The sequence below is a fragment of the Zooshikella sp. RANM57 genome (assembly GCF_050749885.1).
GTDB lineage: Bacteria > Pseudomonadota > Gammaproteobacteria > Pseudomonadales > Zooshikellaceae > Zooshikella.
This window is the reverse complement of sequence record NZ_JBOIUB010000013.1, coordinates 92,014-112,252: the sequence shown is the minus strand read 5'-3', so window position 1 is coordinate 112,252 and position 20,239 is coordinate 92,014. Positions and strand designations below refer to the sequence as shown.

Sequence of the window (20,239 nt, the reverse complement as noted above, 5' to 3'; positions counted from 1 at the left end):
GTGACAAGCATCATGTTTTTAACATTTATACTGACTACTGTATTATGTATAAAAATAACAGCAACCTTATAAAATATAAGAAATTCCTAAAAAACCCCTTTTCAGACAAAGTAGCGCTTCAACTAATCAATGAACATTATAACTGCAACACAACATATTATTGAACGCTAAAAGCTAAACCCAATACTAAGGGTATATTGGCTATAAGGGCATCTATAAGCCAGTAATACAGCAAGTCAATTGTTAAACAGATTAGGCAACTCAGACGCTCAATATGACTGTAATCAACAGCCATTCACCTGCCTTGTATTAAAATCACCAGAATCGTAAATTTTGCTGTCAATACAGCTAAGTATACAATATACCCATAACGAAGGGTTTTTAGGGGCGGCCGTCAAGTGATGAAGCCTCAGAAGCTTATATTAATAAGTGACTGAGGTGAAGAACGCTGACAACAAACCTTAAAAATGATTCGTGAAGGGTATAGCTATAAGTAAATCATGCCAAGAGTTAAGGTAACTCCATGAAAGACTCCATATCTTGTACAAAGCTAGAAGTGTGTGTTGACTCTGTCGACGGTGCACTCATTGCGGCATCCGCAGGTGCTGATCGCTTAGAGTTATGCGGAGAGTTAAGCTGTGGTGGGCTGACGCCATCAATTGGGCTGATTTACAATATTAGAGACAAAATTAATCTACCCATTAATATCATGCTACGTCCCCGTGCAGGAGACTTTTGCTACTCTGATGAAGAGTTTGCGGTTATGAAAGCAGATCTGTTAGCCATCAAACATGCTTTTCCAACGCTAAATGGTTTCGTAACAGGCATCTTAACCACAGAGGGAGAGTTGGATTATGACCGTTTACATAGTCTAATAGCACTGGCTCATCCCTTATCCATCACGCTGCATCGAGCCTTTGACATGACTAAAGACCCTATTCAATCATTAGAGGTCTGTTTAAAACTTGGCGTTGAACGAATTTTAACCGCAGGATTTCAGCATCATGCTGTTGATGGTATCAGTGTCTTACAAGAACTTATCAAGCAGGCACAAGACCAGTTGATCATCATGCCTGGCAGTGGACTAAAAGCCAGCAATCTTCAATCCTTTCTTGAAGCTGTACCTGCTCAAGAAGTCCATATGTCTGCAAGAAAACGTATTGCCTCAACAATGCAACACCAGAATCCCAATATACATATGGGTCCTAACGCTGCAGGTGATGAGTTTGGTTTCTATTTACCAGATATAGAAGAAATTAAAGCAGCCAAAGCGATCTTAAATCAAAAGTAATTTTATTTACCACCACTGACTATTAGCCTCATTATCCTCAATTAAAGGCTTATGAAAACTACCCTCTCTCCGGGTAGTTTTCAGCAATACGCTATTCACTTCTAGTCTAGCCCCCCAGTTTATTTAAAACGCTTTTCAATACATTATCGACAAGATTAGTAACAAAATAATTTTGCTACATTTATATAAAAACCTAATGACGCTTTCATCAAGCTAAAACGCTATAATTATAACGTTTACTTTACGCACAGTATCTTGTTTTGTACCAAAGGGGCTAACAATGACAAGCCATTGGCTGCGCAAAAAAATCAGTTTGCTTATCACTATAATAGCCGGCGTTTTGATTGCCTTTTTAATTACACAAAAAGATCAAACACTCAAAAGAGATGAAAATCGTAAGTCCCAAAAGTTAGCTGAGTATATCGTTGCTAAAACAATTCCTGTAAAAGGCAGAGCCATTGGTTATGGAGAGGTTAGCCCAGAAAAAACGTTAGATGGAAATGCTCAAGTTGAAGGAAGTATTATCTACATTAGCCCTGAGTTAAAAAAAGGCGCCAGTGTTAATCAAGGTGCTGTTCTGATTAAAATAGATCCCTCCGATTATCAATTATCTCTCGCCAAAGCCGAAGCCAGCCTGGCGATTTATCAAACAGAACGCGATAAACTAATAACCGATAAAAAAAATACTCAATCACTTTTTACCATTGCAGAGCAAAACTATACGTTGGGTTTAAAAGCACTTGAACGAAAACGCAAACTACTTAAACAAAAAAGTATTTCACAATCATTAGTTGAAGAAGAAGAACAAGCACTCCTCAAACTACAAGAAAGTAAACAAACACTAGAAAATGCGCTAAAAACGTTACCCGCTCAAATTAAAGTGACTGAAGCTCAGATTATTCAAGCGCAACAGGATATTGAGCAGCAACAGAATAATTTGGCGCGTACAGTCATTACCAGTCCTTTTAATGCACGTATTAGTCAGGTTTATGTAGAACAAGACCAATTTATTAGCCGAGGAGGAAAACTATTCACGGCTACCAATATAGGACGGGTTGAAATAACGGCAGAACTTCCTGTCTCTCACGCTAGAGTTTTATTAACCGGAATTGAAGAAATAAAATTTTCAAATACTATTCCATCAACCCAAGAAGTACTCAAAAAATTGGGACTAAAGGCAAAAGTAAAACTAGTGGGTGCATTTAAAGATACGCTCTGGCAAGGAAAAGCCATTCGTTTAGGTGAATCGATTAATCAAACCAGCAGAACTGTCTCAATCATTGTTGGGGTCGATGATTCATACCAAAAAGTCATTCCAGGTAAACGTCCACCACTACTCAAAGGAATGTATACTGAAGTAGAGTTTACAGCACCAGCAAGAGAGCGCCTAGTGATCCCTCGAACGGTTATTCATCAAAATAAAGTCTATACCGTAGGAAAAAATAACCAACTAGTCATTAAAGACGTTATTGTCGCTTACAATATCGGCGAACTTGCCGTCGTTGAACAAGGAATTAGTGATGGGGATAAAGTCATTACGACAGACTTGATACCCGCTGTAGAGGGAATGGTCTTACAGCCGAAGCTAAATACGACACAAGAGAAAATAATCCTGGCACTTGCTAATGCTGAGTCAGCATTTAAATAGATGATATGACCTAATACCTTATAAAAGTCCGTTCAAAAATATATTGGTTTTATTGTTAAAGAGGCATACATGATCAGGTATTTTGCAGAGCACCCAACTGCCAGCAATATATTGATGATACTTTTTTTGGTCTCTGGACTACTGACCATATCCAAAATGGAAAAAGAAACCTTTCCTAGCATCGAAAAGTATGAAGTGCAGGTGAGTGTCACCTACCCAGGAGCTGATGCCAAGGAAATAGAAGAAAGTATCTGTCTGCCTCTTGAAGATGCTACTGATACCATTAGTTTTGTAGAAGAAACACGCTGTGAGGCTGCAGATAATATGGGCAGTTTCGTGTTAAAAATGACAGAAAATGGTAATTTTGACGATTTTATTCAAGATATTCGTGATGCTGTAGATGCCGTGAATACCCTACCACAACAATCTGAATCCCCTGTAATTGAAGAGCTTAACCAAACCAGTGATGTGGTCAGTATTGCAATCAGTGCCAATATTGACAAAACCCAACTCAAACAGCTTGCAGAAATAATGAAGACAAAGCTTGCTGAAAACCCCATCATACCAAAGGTTTCTATCAGCGGTTTCTCCCAACGTATTCTTAAAGTAGCTATTGCAGAAGAAAATTTAAGAAAGTATGGAATGAGTATTCAGGATATCGCCAATGCCATTAGTAACCAGTCTCTCGATTTACCTGCAGGCGAATTAAACACAGATAATCGTTATTACCAAATCAAATTTTATGACCAACGAAAAACCCCTGATGAGCTAAGTAAGCTTATCATTTCAAGTAGTACTTCTGGCGCAGAAGTTACACTAGGAGAAATCGCAACTATTACTGATACTTTTGAAACAAAAGAAGATACCATAGCATTTAACGGACGTCCTGCCGCCATACTTAAGATTTCTAAAAATAAACGTGATGACAGCTTAAGTATTTATGAAGCTGTGAAAAACTTTGTCGAAAATGAAAATCAGACTCTACCCGATGGCATTGAGCTGATTATTACCAATGACTTTGCTTCAATTATTAAAGACCGTATTCAGCTGGTGCTCACAAACAGTTGGCAAGGTATCATTCTTGTCATCTTATCATTGTTCTTATTTTTTAACTTTAGGTATACCTTTTGGGTGGCTATGGGTTTACCTGTCGCATTTTTGGGAAGCTTCATGTTTATCCATGCCATGGATGTATCAATTAATATGATCTCAATGGTCGGCTTATTAATTGCCATTGGTATTTTAATGGACGATGCTATTGTTATTTCTGAAAGTATTGCCGCAGAATATAAGCGTGGTTTATCTCCTCTTGATGCAGCCATTGAGGGTACCAAAAAAGTTGCAAGAGGGATTCTTTCATCTTTTATTACAACCATTCTAATTTTTGGAGGATTGTTATTTCTTAAAGGAGATATTGGCCAAGTACTTAAAGTATTACCCATTGTACTCATCACCGTTATCACCGTCAGTCTAGTAGAAGCATTTATTATATTGCCCAACCATCTCATTCATGCCATTCAAAAAGACCATGATAATCCAACGAAAATACTTCACTGGAAAGAAAAATTTCACCATCTTTTTGAGCGTTTAAAAGAAAATGTTGAGTCCCTTGCTAAATGCTCAATTAAATATCGTTACCTGACGATTGGACTTACTTTTGCGTGCTTAATCATCACACTCTCTCTAGTACCGGCGGGACTTCTAAAATTTAAAGCATTTCCAGAAATTGATGGCAATAATATCGACGCCAAAATTCTGCTACCACAGGGAACACCGTTAGCACGTACAGAAGAAATTGTATCTCACGTCATCGCGGGTCTAAAGAAACTAGACAACGAAATGAGTCAAAACGAGATTGCACCTTTAGTGCAAAATTACAGCATTAAATATAACGAAAACAGTGTTGCGGACGAATCAGGGAGTCACGTGGCAACGATTAGTGTGGATTTACTTTCTGTAGAACAGCGAAAAGCCACTATCAATCAAATTACCGCGGAGTGGCAAAAAAACGTTGGTACCTTTGCTGATGCTATATCCATCATGTTCAAAAATCCTATGTCAGGGCCTGGTGGTCAGGCAATACAAATTCGTTTACAAGGAAATGATTTAAATGAACTATCCTCAGCATCTTATGCCCTACAAGAATGGCTTTTAGCTTATGAAGGGGTCAGCGGAATTCGTGATGACTTAAGGCCAGGTATGCCACAAATTCATATAAAAATGCAGGAAGGCACGCTGGCAAAAGGCATCAATGCCAACATGATAGCTCAGCAGCTACGAGGCGCTTACCAAGGAAATAATGTAGCAAGCATCCAATATGGCGATGAAGACTATGAAGTTCATGTCATGCTTGACGATAACTCAAAAAACACGCTTACCGACTTTGACTATATGTCTATCATTCATCCTGCAACAAATGAAGCGGTTCCCCTTAGTTCAATCGCTCACATAGATTATGCCCGTGAGTACGCCAAAATAAACCGAATTAATAAGAAAAGAACGGTTACCGTATATGGTGAAGTAGACGATAAACGGGCTAATACAGCCCAAGTATTGATTGATACACAAAAAAACTTTTTTCCAACATTAAAAGCAAATTACCCAGATATAGAGATTGGTCTGGAAGGACAAATGAAAAATAGCAAAACTACAGGAAGTTCATTTGGTACTATTTTTACGATGGGTATTCTAGGCATTTTTTGTTTATTAAGTTTTCAATTTAAAAACTACCTTGAACCTATCATCGTTTTATTAGCTATTCCTCTTTCTCTCATTGGTGTTATCTGGGGACATATTCTGCTTGGAATTGATTTATCCATGCCCAGCGTGATGGGGTTCGTTTCATTAGCCGGTATCGTTGTTAATAACTCAATACTGCTGGTAGAATTCGTCAAATTACATGCTAAAAATGGCATCGCTGTTCATGAAGCTGCCAGTAATGCCACTCGCGACCGATTCAGGGCCATTTTTCTTACCACATTAACCACAACCATGGGCATGATTCCATTACTGTTTGAAACCAGTATGCAAGCCCAAATTCTCATTCCACTCGTCACCAGTATTGTTTTTGGATTATTAACCTCAACCGTACTTGTATTAGTAGTTCTTCCTGCATTTTATATGATTCTGGAAGATTTTGGGGTAACATCCATTGAGCCTGAAACAACCATAGAGTAAAACATCACTAACGGGCACCTCTAAAGAAAATTTTGTCTTATTTGGCTAGCGACCAGTTGAGCAATATTATTCAGATCAGGAAGGCCACTGCTATTAAATAGATCATCACAGGTAAAAACATACCTTACGGCTTTATCATCAGTAGATTCATCATTCAAAAACAGCCTGCAAGAATCACTTTCTGACATAAATCTTCGGAAAGTAACAGAAATGCCACGACAACCATCTTGCCGCATAAGTAAAAAAATACAATCTAAACGCCCACTCAAATTATTTGGCATTTTAAATTTATAGGCAATTTGCATTCCACCACGAGGATTATTGTCATTAACAGGAATATAAGCACTATTTAACAACTCCATCTGCAGGTAAAATTCACAAGCACGTAATATATAGTGAATAGGTTCTACCGCCATAACCGGTAAATGTAAAACCATTACAGGATCAAGTGCTAAAGGAATATCAGCCTGAAAGTACAAACTCCATCCTTCATTTTGTCCACTTAAACGACAGTTTTCTGGTAGTCGAAAAGAAAAATCAAATGCGGTTTCGTCATGAGGTCTTATTTCAAACTGGCTCGCAACGATCATTTCATCACGACGCTTACGTAAAGCACGACGTTGAAATACACCATTCTCAGGTTTCAGATCAACCCAGTATTCTTGCAAGGTAAGATTAAGCTGTTGTGCTTTTTGGAGATGAGTCCCTCCTTTAACCATTACTTTGCCATTAATTGTTTCACCCTGGCAATAAACCTGCTTGTCAGTTTTTAGTAAAATCTGCACACCAGCAATCATACTTAAGCATGATTGCCCATCAAGTAAAATTGCCATGCGTGAAATACCTGAGTAATTTTCTACCTTGTTAAATAGTCATGGTAACAATTAGTTTATTACAAACTGCTCAAAAATATTTCAAATGAAAATTATTAAACTATAAACTACCGCTATTTTGTTCAAAAACAATTAACACTGAATCCTGAATCACCAAAGTAACAGCGCGCACAAAATAGATACGATAATAATCGTTACATTGTTAAGAGTAGATGAGCACTTTCTAGTGCTCAAATGGAAGTGTCATGTTTTAGCAATATCTTTTAATACTGGCATCAATGCCGCTTGCCACGAAAAATGTTTATCGCCTAAAACCAAAAAAGGAGGATTCAATAAAGATTCTTGAGTATTGTAAGTTAATGGCTGAAAATTAAAATCAACAAGACAGCCACCAGCCGTTTCTACAATTGCTTGTGCCGCAGCAGTATCCCACTCACTGGTTGGCGTAAGACGAGGATAAAAGTCAGCTTTACCTTCCGCAATTAAACAAAATTTTAATGCACTACCCAAATGTGAAATATTTATAGCAGGGAGAATTTCTGCAAGATGTGTCAAAAATGGGCTTAGACGTTCACCCATATGACTGCGACTGGCAATTATATTCACAGCATCAACTTGGTGTAGTGAGTTAACTTGAATAGGTTTCACTTCACCTTCAGCCGATTCCCAAAATGCTCCAACGTCATCAGAAGCATAATAAACTTCGTTCGTTACAGGGACAAAAATAATGCCCAAAACAGGACGGTGGTTTTCAATCAACGCAATATTAATAGTGAACTCACCATTGCGCTTAATAAACTCTTTTGTACCATCAAGCGGGTCAACTAACCAAAACGTTGACCATGTCTTGCGCGTGCTAAAGGGAATCTCTGAAGACTCTTCTGATAATACAGGAATGTCTGGCGTGAGTTGCTGTAACCCTTCAACAATAATTTGGTGAGATGTCATGTCCGCTTCAGTGACAGGAGAATGATCGAGCTTTTCCTTAACACCAAAATCATCATGTTGGTATATTTCAATGATTGCAGCACCGGCTTGCTGACATATTTTTTTCAGCTCACCAATTAACTTAGTCTTATTCACTACAGCTCCTGTTGTAAAATATCGCGCACCAAATATAACGCAGCAATTGCTCTTGCTTCAGTAAAATCATCACGCTGCATAAGTTGGTATAGATTGCGAAGATCAATAATTTCCTTTTCCATCGGCTCTGGCTCATCTCCAGGCAAAGATTCTGGATATAGCTCCTGAGCCAATACAACACTCATCGAGTGACTCATGTAATTAGGTGACAAGGTAAATTCACTGATAGTACGAAGCTGCCGAGCACCATAGCCCGCTTCTTCTTTTAGCTCTCTATTAGCACCCTCAAGTACTGTTTCTCCTACTTCAACCAAGCCTTTGGGTAAGGTCAGTTGATAGTTTTCCGTACCTGCTGCGTACTCTTTGATCATCACCACCTGGTTTTGATCAATCATCGGTACAATCATGACCGCCTTGCGCCCCGTTCCTCGATTGCCGAGGCGCTCATAGGTTCGTTGTTCACCATTAGCAAATGTTAGCTGCAACTGCTCTACTCTAAATAAGGCTGTTTCTGCAACAACTTCTTTACGATTAATTTTAGGCATGGACATATGCTTATTAATCCCTGCAGGACATGAGTTTATGACTACGTTAAGATATACGTTTCACATTCCCAAGCATTGATGACCAATGCTTGAGAGCATCCCTATAATTTTAGGGTGAACACTCAAGTACAGCGTTTTACTTCATACTACATCTGTAAGGTAACGAATGATCAATTGGCACGACATCGATACTGTCTTGTTAGATATGGATGGTACTCTTCTCGATCTGCATTTCGACAACCACTTCTGGCTTGAGTATATGCCCGCAAAGTATGCTGAAAAACAAGGCATTAGTCTCGATGCAGCCAAGCAACATCTTGAACCTATCTTTATGCAAACCAGCGGTCAACTTCAATGGTACTGCCTCGACTACTGGCGGCAAACCCTCGATTTAGATATGGTAGCCATTAAACAAGAAATTGCTCATCTCATTAGTTTAAGACCTTCTGCAGAAGTATTTCTAACTGCGCTTCATCAGTCGAAAAAACAAGTGGTTCTAATAACCAATGCCCACCAAGACAGTTTATCTCTGAAACTTGAGCGTATTGCCTTATCGCATTACTTTGACCATATGATCACCTCACATCAGTATGGATACCCTAAAGAGCAACCACCTTTTTGGGAACACCTGGCTAAGGAAATTCACTTCGATCCTAGTCGTGCGCTATTTATTGATGACAGTTTACCTATTTTGCGCTCAGCACGTGACTATGGCATTAAACACCTGTTAGCAATATCACGACCTGACAGTAAGCAGCCCCCCAAAGCAACAGAAGAGTTTCTTGGCGTGGACAGTTATCTATCTTTATTACCGATTAACGACTAACTAAACCTAAAAGACAATTTGTTAAAAAAAGAAGCAGGTAGTTAAACGTTGAGTAAACAAACAAACCAAACCTCAGAAAAATTACGACTTGATAAATGGCTTTGGGCCGCACGTTTTTTTAAAACCCGAGCACTTGCTAAAGCGGCAATAGAAGGAGGTAAAGTGCACTATAATGGAAGCCGCACTAAACCCAGTAAAGAACCCGTGGTTGGAGATTCATTGACCATTCGTCAAGGTTGGGATGATAAAACAGTGGTTATAACCGCTTTGTCACAACAACGTCGAGGGGCAACCGAAGCACAACAGCTTTATTATGAAACTGAAGAAAGTATCCAACGACGGGAAAAACGCGCTTTTGAGCGAAAATCCAATAATGCCAGTCAAATTGCCCCAGATTCACGTCCTACCAAAAAGCAGCGCCGTGATATTCGAAAACTAAAAGATCATGGCGCTTAACCACAGTAAGCGTTGTATAACGAAGTTTAAATCTACTAAATATAAGAGGCTTCGTCATATGACTCATTAAAGAAAGCGCTTCGACTTAAAGGGAGTCATCCTGTTTAGGGACTCGCTGCCAAATAGGCAGAAGTTCATCTGCGGTCTGATGTGCTGCCTCAATCATAGGTGCATGGCCAACATGAGGCAGAATAATCATACTGACGTCTTCAAGATAACGATGAAAATGTGGTGCAATTGCTTCTGAGAGTACACGATCATCTTTACCCCATAAGACCAGTGTTGGCATTTTTAATTGATTAAGGTATTCCGCCGCTTTTTGCTGTTGGTAAAACACTTCTGCTGAAGACCTTAAGTCTTTGAATATTTTCCTGTTACGCTCTGCATGTTCTATCTGCTCCAATTCCATCGCATGAACAATAATACGGGGGATTTCTGGAGGGTTGGACATGACAAACGCTAAAAATGCTGACATATCACCTGGTTTTTCAACAAGAAGTGGATTATTACCTTGCTTTAATAGCTTCTCATACTCACTGGGCATATCCAGCACGACAATACCTGCTGAGTTAAGCAGCCCTAATGTTAAAACCTGCTCAGAATGTTCTGCAGTATAAATAAAGCTAATCCACCCCCCCATCGAATTACCCACCAAGTGAAACGTTTCAAGCTTCAGTGCATCAACAATATGCTTAAAAGCAGCAACTTGGTTTTCAATAGAGTAACTCTCCAGGTCCCAATCCGTATTACCATGCCCTGGTAAGTCAATGGCAAAAAAGTGGTAGCGGTCGGGTAATAGCCTGATTAATTCCAGCCACACATCTTTATTAGCTGCAAAACCATGCACAAAAACCACTTTTTGCCCTTCAGGATCACCACCTTCCAGATAACTAACACGATGTCCTTTTACCATTACCTTTTTTACAACCACACCCGCACCATCGCGAGTATAAGTTAAGGCATTGTGATAAATCAGAATTGCTAAGCTATCGCGAAATAAAAGGCAAAAAGCGACAACAACAGTCAACGTAATAAATGCTGCTGTCACTCGTTTGACGGGGAATGCTGTTCTTTCGCTCAAATTACTCTTTGCTCTCAGCGGTCAACAACTTAAATAACACAGGAACAACAACAATGGTTAACATCGTCGATGACAGTAAACCACCCATAATTGTCCACCCCAGAGGTGCCCACAAACTACTACCTGATAATGTTAACGGTAGCAGGCCACCCACTGTTGTAAACGTTGTCAGTACAATTGGCACTAAACGTGTTTTGCCTGCTTCTAATGCAGCATTAACAACAGATAGGCCATCCGCTCTCAGTTGGTTTGCATAATCAATAAGAATAATAGAGTTATTAACAACAATCCCAACCAGTGAACTAAAACCAATAAAGGCCATAAAAGAAAAACTGTTTCCTGAAGCAAACAAACACACTAAAACGCCCACTACGGATAAAGGAATAGCGGCAAAAACAATGACAGGTTGTACAAATGACTTAAACTGCAGCACGAGTACGGCAAAAATACCCAGTAAAGCGATTAATAATGCCTTAGTAATACCTGCAAATGACTCTGCTCGGCTCTCTTCTTCTCCTCCCACCCGATAAGAAAAATCTGTAGGCCACGTTAAAGACTGTAGCTGTTTTTCGATGGCAGAAGTCACATTAACAACCTGGAACCCTCTGGCCACATCGGCAGTAACCAATGCTGTTCGTTCTAAGTCATAGTGATGAAAACTGGCTTGGCCTGGGGTGAAGTGTAATTGGGCTACCTGACGTAGAGGAATAGACTGGCCAGTGACAGAAGCTACGGTGATTCGCTCAAAATCATCCAGAGTGGGCTTATTATTATCAGCCAAACGAACAACAATTGAATACTCATCTCCCAGCTCATCGCGGAATGTACCAACTGATGAGCCCGACAGGGCCGTCCTGACGGTTTTATCTATTTTTACAATAGGGATACCCAGTAAACCGGCTTTATCTCGATTAATTGCAACATTAAGATCCGTTTTATATTCACCGGTGGGGTTACGTACATTAATGACTCCTGGAGTACTTCGCATAATATCCGCAACGGCATTCGCCATTTTTTTCAGCGTTGGAATATGATCACCTACTACCCAAATGGCGACTGGCGCATCTAATGGAGGACCTTGCTCAAACTCTTTTACCGCAATTTCTGCCCCTGGTATTTCAGCGACCTGTGTACGCAACGTATTTACAAATTCCGGTAGTTCCTCTTGCATATCCGGTGAGAGCTGAACAAACAGCTGAGCATGATTAGGTTGTTCCCGCTTGGGCTCCACATTGTAATAGACCTTAGGATTACCACGACCCACATTGGTTATAACACTCTGTACACCTGCATACTGTGCTAATCGTTGCTCAACTTGACGCGCTATGCTGCCAGTGGTATCAAAGCTGGTGTCCTCAGGCGTATCAATATTAATCATTAACTGGGGTTTTTCAGCTTTTGGAAATAGACTGACCCCTACTTTGGGAAATAGCCATACGCTACTGGAAAGTATCAATACCACGCACAACAATAGCCATACTGGGTGCTTAAGACTCCAATTGAGTAGAGGCACATAACAACGGTTGGTAAAGACAGACAACCATAAAGCAACTCGTGTTTCTTCTAATTCACTGGTTTTTTGATCAGCGTTGCCAGGCGTTCCCGTGTTATCTGTTTTTTTCAACATTTTACTGGATAACCAGGGCGTAAAAGAAAGTGCAATAATCAGCGAGGCCAGTAGGGTTAAAATAACCGTAACAGGGAGAGAGCGGATAAAGCGCCCTGTTCCACCTTCCAGCATCAATAAGGGAACAAAGGCTAATACGGTGGTTATTGTGCCACTGGCAACAGCCCACCCCATCTGTCCAGCCCCTTCAATGGCCGCTTGCAGGGGTGTTCTTCCCTGACGATATAATCGGGTAATGTTCTCAGTGATGACGATGGCATTATCAACTAATAACCCCAAGGCAATGACTAATCCTGCAATGGTAATCTGCTGTAACCCAAACCCTACAAGGTCCACCCAACCTATTGCCACCAGCATTGAACAAGGAATTGCCAATACAATCACTATGCTTTGTTTTAGCCCAATCACCGCCAAAACAATCAAACCCACTAACAATAACCCTTGTAACAAGTTGTTTTGCAATAATGACAGCATTTGATCAACACTGGCTGTCTGATCAAAAACAACATCTGCTTTTATGGTTTTAGGTAATGTTTTTTTAAATGTGGAGAGCGTTTCTGTTAAGCCCTGCTGAACATGAAAAATATTAGTCTTTTCTCGCTGTTTAACTGAGACAATAACGGATCGTTTACCATTATGGGTAATTGAGTGTGTGGGATCATCATCAGCAAAATGCACATCAGCCACATCGCTGACAAAAACTACATGCTTGTCCGTTCCGCGAACAATGGTTTTACGAATAGCATCCAGCGACTTGAAATCACCACTGGTTCGCACCGTAAAACGAGCCTGCCCTGCATCAACATGACCCGCAGGGATATTAACACTGGCCGCTTCCAATGCCTTTAACAGGGTATCCAGTGAAATATTCCACTGACGCATTTTTTCCAAATCAGCGCGCACTTGAATTTGCTGGCTTGGTATTCCCCATACATCTGCCTGTTTTACACCAGATACTTTTTCAAACTTTAACTCCAGGCGCTCTGCCAGTCTTCTTAACTCACGAAATGAAGCCTGTTCTGAAGTGAGCGCTGTAAGGAAAATATTGACATTCGTAGGTGATGCTTTCAAAACCTCTAAGCGCAATAAATCATCTGGAAGCTCTTCTCTGGCCTGATACATCGCCTGCACAACATCATCATAGTAATCATCAGGATCTTCTATATCGTGAAATTCAATCTGGGTTGTCACGACTCCATCTTTAATTGTTGTTTTGAGCTTTTTTACATCATCCAGGGCATAAAGTGCATCTTCAATGGGGTCAACAACCAACTGCTCCATATCGAGCGGAGCTGTTCCAGGATAAACCGCGATGATGGTGGATATCGGTAAGGTGATTTGTGGATCTTCTGAGCGCGGCATCGTCATCAGTGATACCACACCCAATATCACCAGCAGCAATAAAACCATTAACGTAAACTGGTAATTAACAACGGCAAACTGCGGTAACTTCATGCCTCCATTTAGTTTCATACCACTACCTACTCCCCAGCGAGACGCACATGCATCCCGTTTTCTAAATACTTAGCGCCCAGAGTGACAACCTGTTGTACGCCGTCCAACCCCTTTCGTACTGCCAACTCACTACCTAACATGGCAGAGATGTCCACCCAATGTTGCTGAACTTGATGTGTTTGTTCATCAAAGGCGTAAACCATCGCTTTATTTTTTTTGGCTGTGACCATTGCCGAAACAGGGATAAAGGCAAGTGGCTTGGTGGTATGGGGAAAAATATCCATCCGGCCAATAAGTCCAGACTTAAGCGCCACAGGAGGTTTATCTAACTCAACCTTGACATTAAACGTCCCAGACTTAGGGTCAGCCATTGCGGCAATTTGGTTAACACGCCCCTGGAATACTTTTTCTGGATAAGCATCAAAATGAACGGCTGCTTTATCACCAATAGTCACCCGAACGACATCTCGATCAGCCAGACCCACTTCCATAACCCACTGATCTTTACCCAAAGCGACAAAAAAGGCGGGTGTACCTGCACTTATTAATTCATGAGGCTCTAATAATCGCTGTAAAACCCGTCCTGGTTGGGTAGCCTTGATAACAGAATGGCGTTGATTAAACTGGGCAATACGAAGATCTGCCTCAGCCAATCGTACGGCTGTTTGTGCATCCTGCAGTTGTTGTAACGAGATCGCTTTTTTTTGATAGAGACGGTTTAAACGTTGTAAATCCCTTTTAGCCTTAATTACATTAGACTCAGCTGAACTGACTTGAGCATTGACTTCTTCCTTATCTAACGTCGCTAGCAAGTCCCCTGTATTAAAGTTATCGCCTTCATCAACATACACAGCCTTAACAAGACCGCTGGTTTTAAACGCCAGTCGAGTTTCTGCGGAGTAGCTTAGACGCCCTGCAGTACGAATAGGTAACTGACGGAGTTCACGCTTCACATCAGCGGTTGCGACAACTCGAACAGGCTGTTGGTTATTATTTACGCTAACCTCTTGCAAGTTGCTATCCGCATGAGCCTGACTCCAGGCACAGCCTAACAGCCCAATCCATAACACACGGCCCAACCTAGTAGTATGTTGTGACAGCCGTATTCTTGAACGTTTCATATCGAAGCCTGTTGAGTTGTCGAGACTAAAAACAAATGTTGCAGTAGGCAGTACTCAAAGTCGTACTGAATAAAACAATGTTGACACTGCTAACATATAACTCAAGAATGTTTTCACTGTCAACATTGATCTTTTTATATGTTGACCTGTACTGACAGTCATCCACAGACTTTCTAAACTTAACGTTACTAGGCTTTTAAACATCACATAAAAAACGATACTTAATTCTTCCTTTAACTTTTCCCACTCACCCCATGACTTCAAGTATCAGGATGCCTATAATTCGCCCCCTCACTAAACGAGTTGAGCAATAGTGTTATGAGTGAACATGATCAAATTCAGCGCTTTCTTTTTGAGCAGACAGACATTCGTGGCGAGATAGTTTCTCTTGAAAAGAGTTATCAACAAGCCCTGGCAGCCCATGACTATCCTGAGCCCATCAGACAACTGCTCGGAGAGCTAATCTCGGCAGCCATTTTATTGAGTACGACATTAAAATTCGCTGGAGTTATGACCTTGCAAGCTAAAAGCAGTGGTCCTATCCACTTATTGATGGTCGACTGTAATGAGAAGCATGAATTTAGAGCATTAGCTCGCTGGGAAGGTGATATTCGGCAAATGGATCTACGCAGCTTGTTACCTGCTGGTCACTTGGTCATTACCATCGATCCAGAACAAGGCAAGCGTTACCAAGGTATCGTACCTCTTAATGGGGACACATTAGGGGAATGTTTCAGTAGCTACTTTGCCCAGTCAGAACAGTTACCCACCCAGATGTGGCTGTTTGCTGACCATGAACGTACAACTGGTTTATTACTGCAGGCTCTTCCAGCAACCCAGGAAACTGATCCCCAACAAAGAGAACTTAAGTGGGAGCACATAACAACCCTGGCTAAAACAGTAAAACCAGAAGAACTGTTAACACTGGAACCACTTGTTGTGCTTCACCGGTTATATCATGAAGAGACAGTCCGTGTTTTTCCCGCAGAATCTGTTGCATTTCATTGTCACTGCTCTCGAGAAAAGACATCAGTAGCCCTGCGCTCTATTGGTCGTGAAGAAGCAGAAAGTGTATTGGAAGAGCAAGGGGAACTGGTTCTTCACTGTCAATTTTGTAACCATGCTTACCACTACACAGCAATAGATATATCCCAACTTTTTGATGGTGATGAAAATACGTCATCATCCACTTCGCTTCACTAGTAAGCCGTACGATGCAGGCTATAGTCTGCATCGTCGATACCCCCTCTAAATATATAAAGTCCCCTGTAATAGTTGCATTTAGTCATTAATCTGTATATATTTTCGCCACTTTCGGTTTGCTCACATGATGAGCAATGATTTGTATTAATTTACAGTTCATTTGACCAGTAAAATATCGCGTTAACTCCAACGTTATAAATCTACTTATCTGCAAAAGAAGGAGGCCCACAATGATAAATACTCATGTGTTCATTGACACAACGGGGTTCCTTGCCAAATACGTTTTCAGTTAATAAGCCGCTTTCCATCGCTGGCTTATATCATTACAAGCCCTATTAACACCTTACTCATTACCAGCTCGCCTGGGGATTGTGTTTTAGCTGCTTGGCACTGAGCCCACTCTAATGTTTTGTTATCTCCTGTTACCCCCATAGTGATAACAGAAGAAAACAATCAAGTTTTGTATTTCAAGAATGCAATTTAGGAGTGCACATTATGCTTTGTTTTATAAGCCAGCCTCATTTAGGAGCCACTTGTCGTATGCATATTTTTACATTGATCGTAATGACACTAGATTATGAAACCAAAAGATATAAAAGAGATTATTACCTGCTTAGGTGAAGAACGACGTTTGTTTTATTATCACAAGGATCGATATTGTTTTGATCTGCTACGCTATGCAATGGATAAAAATAAACGCCAAACCTGCAAGCTAAGTCAGCTTAAACAGAGCCAGTTTGGTCATTTTTTTGCTAAAAAAACGGTCAAAGAAGCATTATCAGTTTATGGACAAGGTGAAATCAGTCAGGAGCAGCTTACGAGTTGCTGGCTGGAAAAACCATTCATTTTTGCATTGACCTTAGCCTGTTGGGGAGATGGTGATAGAGGCTGGGACCAAACATCCCGAAACCAATCTAATTTAGTCTTGCAAATCAACTTTACTGGCGAGCATTTAGAAAAATACTATTCGCTGATAAAACCAACCTGCCGAGATGAAGGTCCCTTTGCGTCCGATATACACCCAATTAATACTAAAGGTCGACACACAATGGCCTGGGTCCGATTAGATTTTGACCTGGATACCAATGAAGCATTAATAGAAGAAGTTCAGAACGACTGGCTACGAGATGCATATAGTGCTTATCAACGCTTGAAAGCAAAGCGTAAAAATAATCCCAGCCTTCAACCAAGTGATGTATGGTATGACATTGGAGGAGATTATGAGGAACTCTCCTGCTACGTCGAAACCTGTTTACAGCCCTACCAACACATTTGGGCTGAGGCATCACTGGCTGCGGCAATACAGTTTATTAAAGAGGAATTAGGGATTACTCAAATTTACTTCCACACCGATGAAACTGGAAAAAAAATAAAAGACATTGCGCATAATCCACCTCGATCCATTTATACAAAACTACCTAAACAGTTTGGATTTAAACAGACCTCTGAGGTGCCAGCGTTTTTATATCAAGATAAAGTCGCTCGACGTTATATCAAAGCCATTCCACAACCTCGCTGGCTTGTCATGCGGCTTTAATAGAGCCGATATACCCTGCAACTGACATGTAACCTCAGTTATACCCAGAGCACAAATAGGTCATTTTGGTCTATTTGTGTAATAAACATAAAAAACTTTATTATGAGTAAGCGCTCTTTAACTCAACGTTAATGGATAAAATAATCAATAAACAACACACTGAAGGCATCTCAAAAACGAGAGTCATTCCTCCATATTAAGGAAATACAAATATCATACAGCCATTAACGTAGTAAAAACCCTTTTTTTTGATATAAAGCTTCTTAATCTATTGCTAATTGCCTTAACGCAAACTATGTTTTTTTGGCATAATGCTACCGCTTACAGTATGCCCTGAGTGAACGTTTTTTGAGGTGATATCATGGAACTTGGTTTAACACATACAAAAACTGAGTTTTGTTGCTTATCAGCGTATGTATATACTCAATAGCTAATCACAAAGTGTATAACCACATGGTGTAATAGAAGGCATAATAAGGTAAAGCTAAATTGATTTTTTCCTACTCAACACTCACCCTGCAACATCTCATTTATAATGGAATTAGTTTCACCTATAAAACTATGCTACTTAATACCAAGCAGAAATATGCTCAACGCAATGGTAGGAAGTTATCTGGTTAATAGGAAAACAAGTCCACTAATATGATTTGTGTAAAGGGTAACACTAAACCTTTGTCGACTTAGCCTGAAACCACTATGCTGAAAACAACATGTCGTCATGTAAGCCACAGGACTTAAGAATTAACTAAAACGGTATTAAAAGCCGGCGAGGTAATTGATAATGACTGATAGCAAAGAGGGTCCTCAGGTTTTTGAAGATCTCCATGCGGCTCAGCTGGTGGAGCAGGCAGTAATACGCAATGAAGGCCGTTTAGCATCAAATGGTGCATTAGTCGTTGAAACCGGAGCAAGAACGGGGCGCTCTCCCAAAGACCGCTATATTGTCGATGAACCGAGCACGTCAGATGCCATTGACTGGGGCTCTATTAATCGACCATTCCCTGCTGATAAGTTTGACATTCTCTGGGATGAGGTTGAGCAAAGCCTAGCAGGACAAAATCGCTTTATTCAGCATTTACATGTGGGGGCAGACCCAGAGCACTACCTGCCTGTTCAAATGACGACGGAAACGGCATGGCATAATTTATTTGGCCGAAACTTATTCGTTCGTCCATCAACATACAACCCACAAGGTAAAGAAGCATGGCAAATTCTTAATGCCCCTCACTTCACTTGTGACCCCGCTAAACATGGAACCAACTCTGACGGCGTCGTTATCATTAACTTTGCCAAGCGCAAAGTACTCTTAGCAGGTATGCGTTATGCCGGAGAAATGAAAAAAGCCATGTTCTCTGTGCAAAATTTCCTGTTACCCGAAAAAGATGTCCTCCCTATGCACTGTTCTGCTAATGTCGGGGAAAACGGTGAAACAACACTTTTCTTTGGCTTATCGGGTACAGGCAAAACAACCCTCTCTGCAGATGAACAATGCTACTTAATTGGTGATGATGAACATGGCTGGGCTAAAGGCAGCGTCTTCAACTTTGAAGGAGGCTGTTATGCTAAATGTATTAACCTTAGCCATGAAACAGAGCCAGTCATTTGGAATGCTATTCGCTTTGGCTCTATTGTGGAAAATGTGGTTATTCATCATCATACCAATGAGCCGGATTATGCCGATATTTCGATGACTGAAAACAGTCGTTGTGCATATCCCCTTGAGCATATATCCAAGCGTGTTCACGAAAACCGTGCAGATGAGCCAACCGCAATTATCTTTCTTACCTGTGACATGACAGGCGTACTGCCTCCCGTATCCATACTATCGAAAGAAGCTGCTGCTTATCATTTCCTAAGTGGTTACACCGCGTTGGTAGGTTCTACTGAGATGGGCAGTGAAGCAGGGTTAAAATCCACTTTTTCAACGTGTTTTGGTGCTCCCTTTTTCCCCAGACCAGCACGCGTGTATGCTGAACTTCTTATTAAGCGTATTGAAGAGTTTGGCAGTAAAGTCTTTCTTGTGAATACTGGTTGGACAGGTGGTGCTTATGGCAAAGGCGGTAAACGCTTCAGTATTCCAACGACTCGTGCAGTCATTCACGCCATTCAAAATGGTGAGCTTGCTGAAGTACCCACTAAACACTTATCCATTATTAATGTTGATGTGCCAACACAAGTGTCTGGTGTCGATGCTAATTTATTGAGTCCTCGTGATACCTGGCAAGATAAGCAAGCTTATGACGATGCAGCCAAAGACTTAGCACAGCAGTTTATTAACAACTTTAAAAAGTTTGAGGTATCTGAAGATATCATTCAGGCAGGTCCTCATATTGATAGCTAATAACTGTTTTATATA

General features: G+C 40.7%; 14 protein-coding genes. 8 read left to right on the top strand and 6 right to left on the bottom strand.

Annotated features, from left to right (window positions below; all coding sequences use genetic code 11):
* The first annotated feature begins 523 nt into the window (after positions 1 to 523).
* The 3 genes from ACQ96U_RS22100 (at position 524) to ACQ96U_RS22090 (ending at position 6,116) form a co-directional block, all read left to right on the top strand.
* Entirely contained in the window at positions 524 to 1,291 is a 768-nt protein-coding gene (locus ACQ96U_RS22100; RefSeq protein ID WP_431723446.1) for a copper homeostasis protein CutC, read from the top strand.
* A gap of 280 nt (positions 1,292 to 1,571) precedes the next feature.
* Entirely contained in the window at positions 1,572 to 2,939 is a 1,368-nt protein-coding gene (locus ACQ96U_RS22095) for an efflux RND transporter periplasmic adaptor subunit (protein WP_431723445.1), read from the top strand.
* A 69-nt stretch (positions 2,940 to 3,008) separates the two neighbouring features.
* A complete protein-coding gene (locus ACQ96U_RS22090) occupies positions 3,009 to 6,116 on the top strand; it encodes an efflux RND transporter permease subunit (RefSeq protein ID WP_431723444.1) in 3,108 nt (1,035 codons plus the stop codon).
* Positions 6,117 to 6,136: 20 nt separating this feature from the next.
* Here the strand turns inward: ACQ96U_RS22090 and ACQ96U_RS22085 are convergent, their stop codons facing one another.
* From ACQ96U_RS22085 to nudE, 3 genes are all read right to left on the bottom strand, one after another.
* On the bottom strand, positions 6,137 to 6,949 hold the full coding sequence (locus tag ACQ96U_RS22085) for a sporulation protein (RefSeq protein ID WP_431723443.1): 813 nt from the start codon (positions 6,947 to 6,949) through the stop codon (positions 6,137 to 6,139).
* Between the two features lie 243 nt (positions 6,950 to 7,192).
* On the bottom strand, positions 7,193 to 8,032 hold the full coding sequence (gene cysQ / locus ACQ96U_RS22080) for a 3'(2'),5'-bisphosphate nucleotidase CysQ (protein WP_431723442.1): 840 nt from the start codon (positions 8,030 to 8,032) through the stop codon (positions 7,193 to 7,195).
* Positions 8,032 to 8,577, bottom strand: a complete 546-nt coding sequence (gene nudE / locus ACQ96U_RS22075; RefSeq protein WP_431723441.1) for an ADP compounds hydrolase NudE — start codon at positions 8,575 to 8,577, stop codon at positions 8,032 to 8,034. Before nudE ends, cysQ begins: the two co-directional genes overlap by 1 nt.
* Before the next feature lie 166 nt (positions 8,578 to 8,743).
* On the opposite strand from nudE, the gene yrfG reads away from it, so the two are divergent.
* Both yrfG and hslR read left to right on the top strand, forming a co-directional pair.
* Entirely contained in the window at positions 8,744 to 9,403 is a 660-nt protein-coding gene (yrfG, locus tag ACQ96U_RS22070) for a GMP/IMP nucleotidase (RefSeq protein ID WP_431723440.1), read from the top strand.
* A gap of 48 nt (positions 9,404 to 9,451) precedes the next feature.
* Positions 9,452 to 9,859 (top strand): ribosome-associated heat shock protein Hsp15, encoded by a 408-nt coding sequence (gene hslR / locus ACQ96U_RS22065; RefSeq protein ID WP_431723439.1) that lies wholly within the window; start codon positions 9,452 to 9,454, stop codon positions 9,857 to 9,859.
* Between the two features lie 85 nt (positions 9,860 to 9,944).
* Here the strand turns inward: hslR and ACQ96U_RS22060 are convergent, their stop codons facing one another.
* The 3 genes from ACQ96U_RS22060 to ACQ96U_RS22050 are packed head-to-tail and all read right to left on the bottom strand — an operon-like array spanning position 9,945 to position 15,143.
* Complete coding sequence (locus ACQ96U_RS22060; RefSeq protein ID WP_431723438.1) at positions 9,945 to 10,940, bottom strand: alpha/beta fold hydrolase; 996 nt, start codon at positions 10,938 to 10,940, stop codon at positions 9,945 to 9,947.
* A gap of 1 nt (position 10,941) precedes the next feature.
* The gene (locus ACQ96U_RS22055) at positions 10,942 to 14,040 is read right to left on the bottom strand and encodes an efflux RND transporter permease subunit (RefSeq protein WP_431723437.1); all 3,099 of its coding nucleotides are present in this window, start codon (positions 14,038 to 14,040) and stop codon (positions 10,942 to 10,944) included.
* 8 nt (positions 14,041 to 14,048) lie between these two features.
* Positions 14,049 to 15,143, bottom strand: coding sequence for an efflux RND transporter periplasmic adaptor subunit (locus ACQ96U_RS22050; RefSeq protein WP_431723436.1), 1,095 nt, complete (start codon positions 15,141 to 15,143; stop codon positions 14,049 to 14,051).
* Positions 15,144 to 15,461: 318 nt separating this feature from the next.
* On the opposite strand from ACQ96U_RS22050, the gene hslO reads away from it, so the two are divergent.
* The 3 genes from hslO (at position 15,462) to ACQ96U_RS22035 (ending at position 20,224) form a co-directional block, all read left to right on the top strand.
* Positions 15,462 to 16,346, top strand: a complete 885-nt coding sequence (gene hslO, locus ACQ96U_RS22045; RefSeq protein WP_431723435.1) for an Hsp33 family molecular chaperone HslO — start codon at positions 15,462 to 15,464, stop codon at positions 16,344 to 16,346.
* 577 nt (positions 16,347 to 16,923) lie between these two features.
* Positions 16,924 to 17,883: a hypothetical protein gene (locus ACQ96U_RS22040; RefSeq protein WP_431723434.1), complete on the top strand. Its 960-nt coding sequence runs from the start codon at positions 16,924 to 16,926 to the stop codon at positions 17,881 to 17,883.
* Between the two features lie 781 nt (positions 17,884 to 18,664).
* On the top strand, positions 18,665 to 20,224 hold the full coding sequence (locus tag ACQ96U_RS22035) for a phosphoenolpyruvate carboxykinase (RefSeq protein WP_431723433.1): 1,560 nt from the start codon (positions 18,665 to 18,667) through the stop codon (positions 20,222 to 20,224).
* Positions 20,225 to 20,239 lie beyond the last annotated feature (15 nt).

Coding starts and splice junctions, on each gene's coding strand:
- ACQ96U_RS22040 (WP_431723434.1), top strand. CDS start 16,924: ATGAAACCAAAAGATATAAAAGAGATTATTACCTGCTTAGGTGAAGAA.
- ACQ96U_RS22035 (WP_431723433.1), top strand. CDS start 18,665: ATGACTGATAGCAAAGAGGGTCCTCAGGTTTTTGAAGATCTCCATGCG.
- yrfG (WP_431723440.1), top strand. CDS start 8,744: ATGATCAATTGGCACGACATCGATACTGTCTTGTTAGATATGGATGGT.
- ACQ96U_RS22055 (WP_431723437.1), bottom strand. CDS start 14,040: ATGAAACTAAATGGAGGCATGAAGTTACCGCAGTTTGCCGTTGTTAAT.
- ACQ96U_RS22095 (WP_431723445.1), top strand. CDS start 1,572: ATGACAAGCCATTGGCTGCGCAAAAAAATCAGTTTGCTTATCACTATA.
- hslO (WP_431723435.1), top strand. CDS start 15,462: ATGAGTGAACATGATCAAATTCAGCGCTTTCTTTTTGAGCAGACAGAC.
- ACQ96U_RS22085 (WP_431723443.1), bottom strand. CDS start 6,949: ATGGCAATTTTACTTGATGGGCAATCATGCTTAAGTATGATTGCTGGT.
- ACQ96U_RS22090 (WP_431723444.1), top strand. CDS start 3,009: ATGATCAGGTATTTTGCAGAGCACCCAACTGCCAGCAATATATTGATG.
- ACQ96U_RS22100 (WP_431723446.1), top strand. CDS start 524: ATGAAAGACTCCATATCTTGTACAAAGCTAGAAGTGTGTGTTGACTCT.
- ACQ96U_RS22050 (WP_431723436.1), bottom strand. CDS start 15,143: ATGAAACGTTCAAGAATACGGCTGTCACAACATACTACTAGGTTGGGC.
- nudE (WP_431723441.1), bottom strand. CDS start 8,577: ATGCCTAAAATTAATCGTAAAGAAGTTGTTGCAGAAACAGCCTTATTT.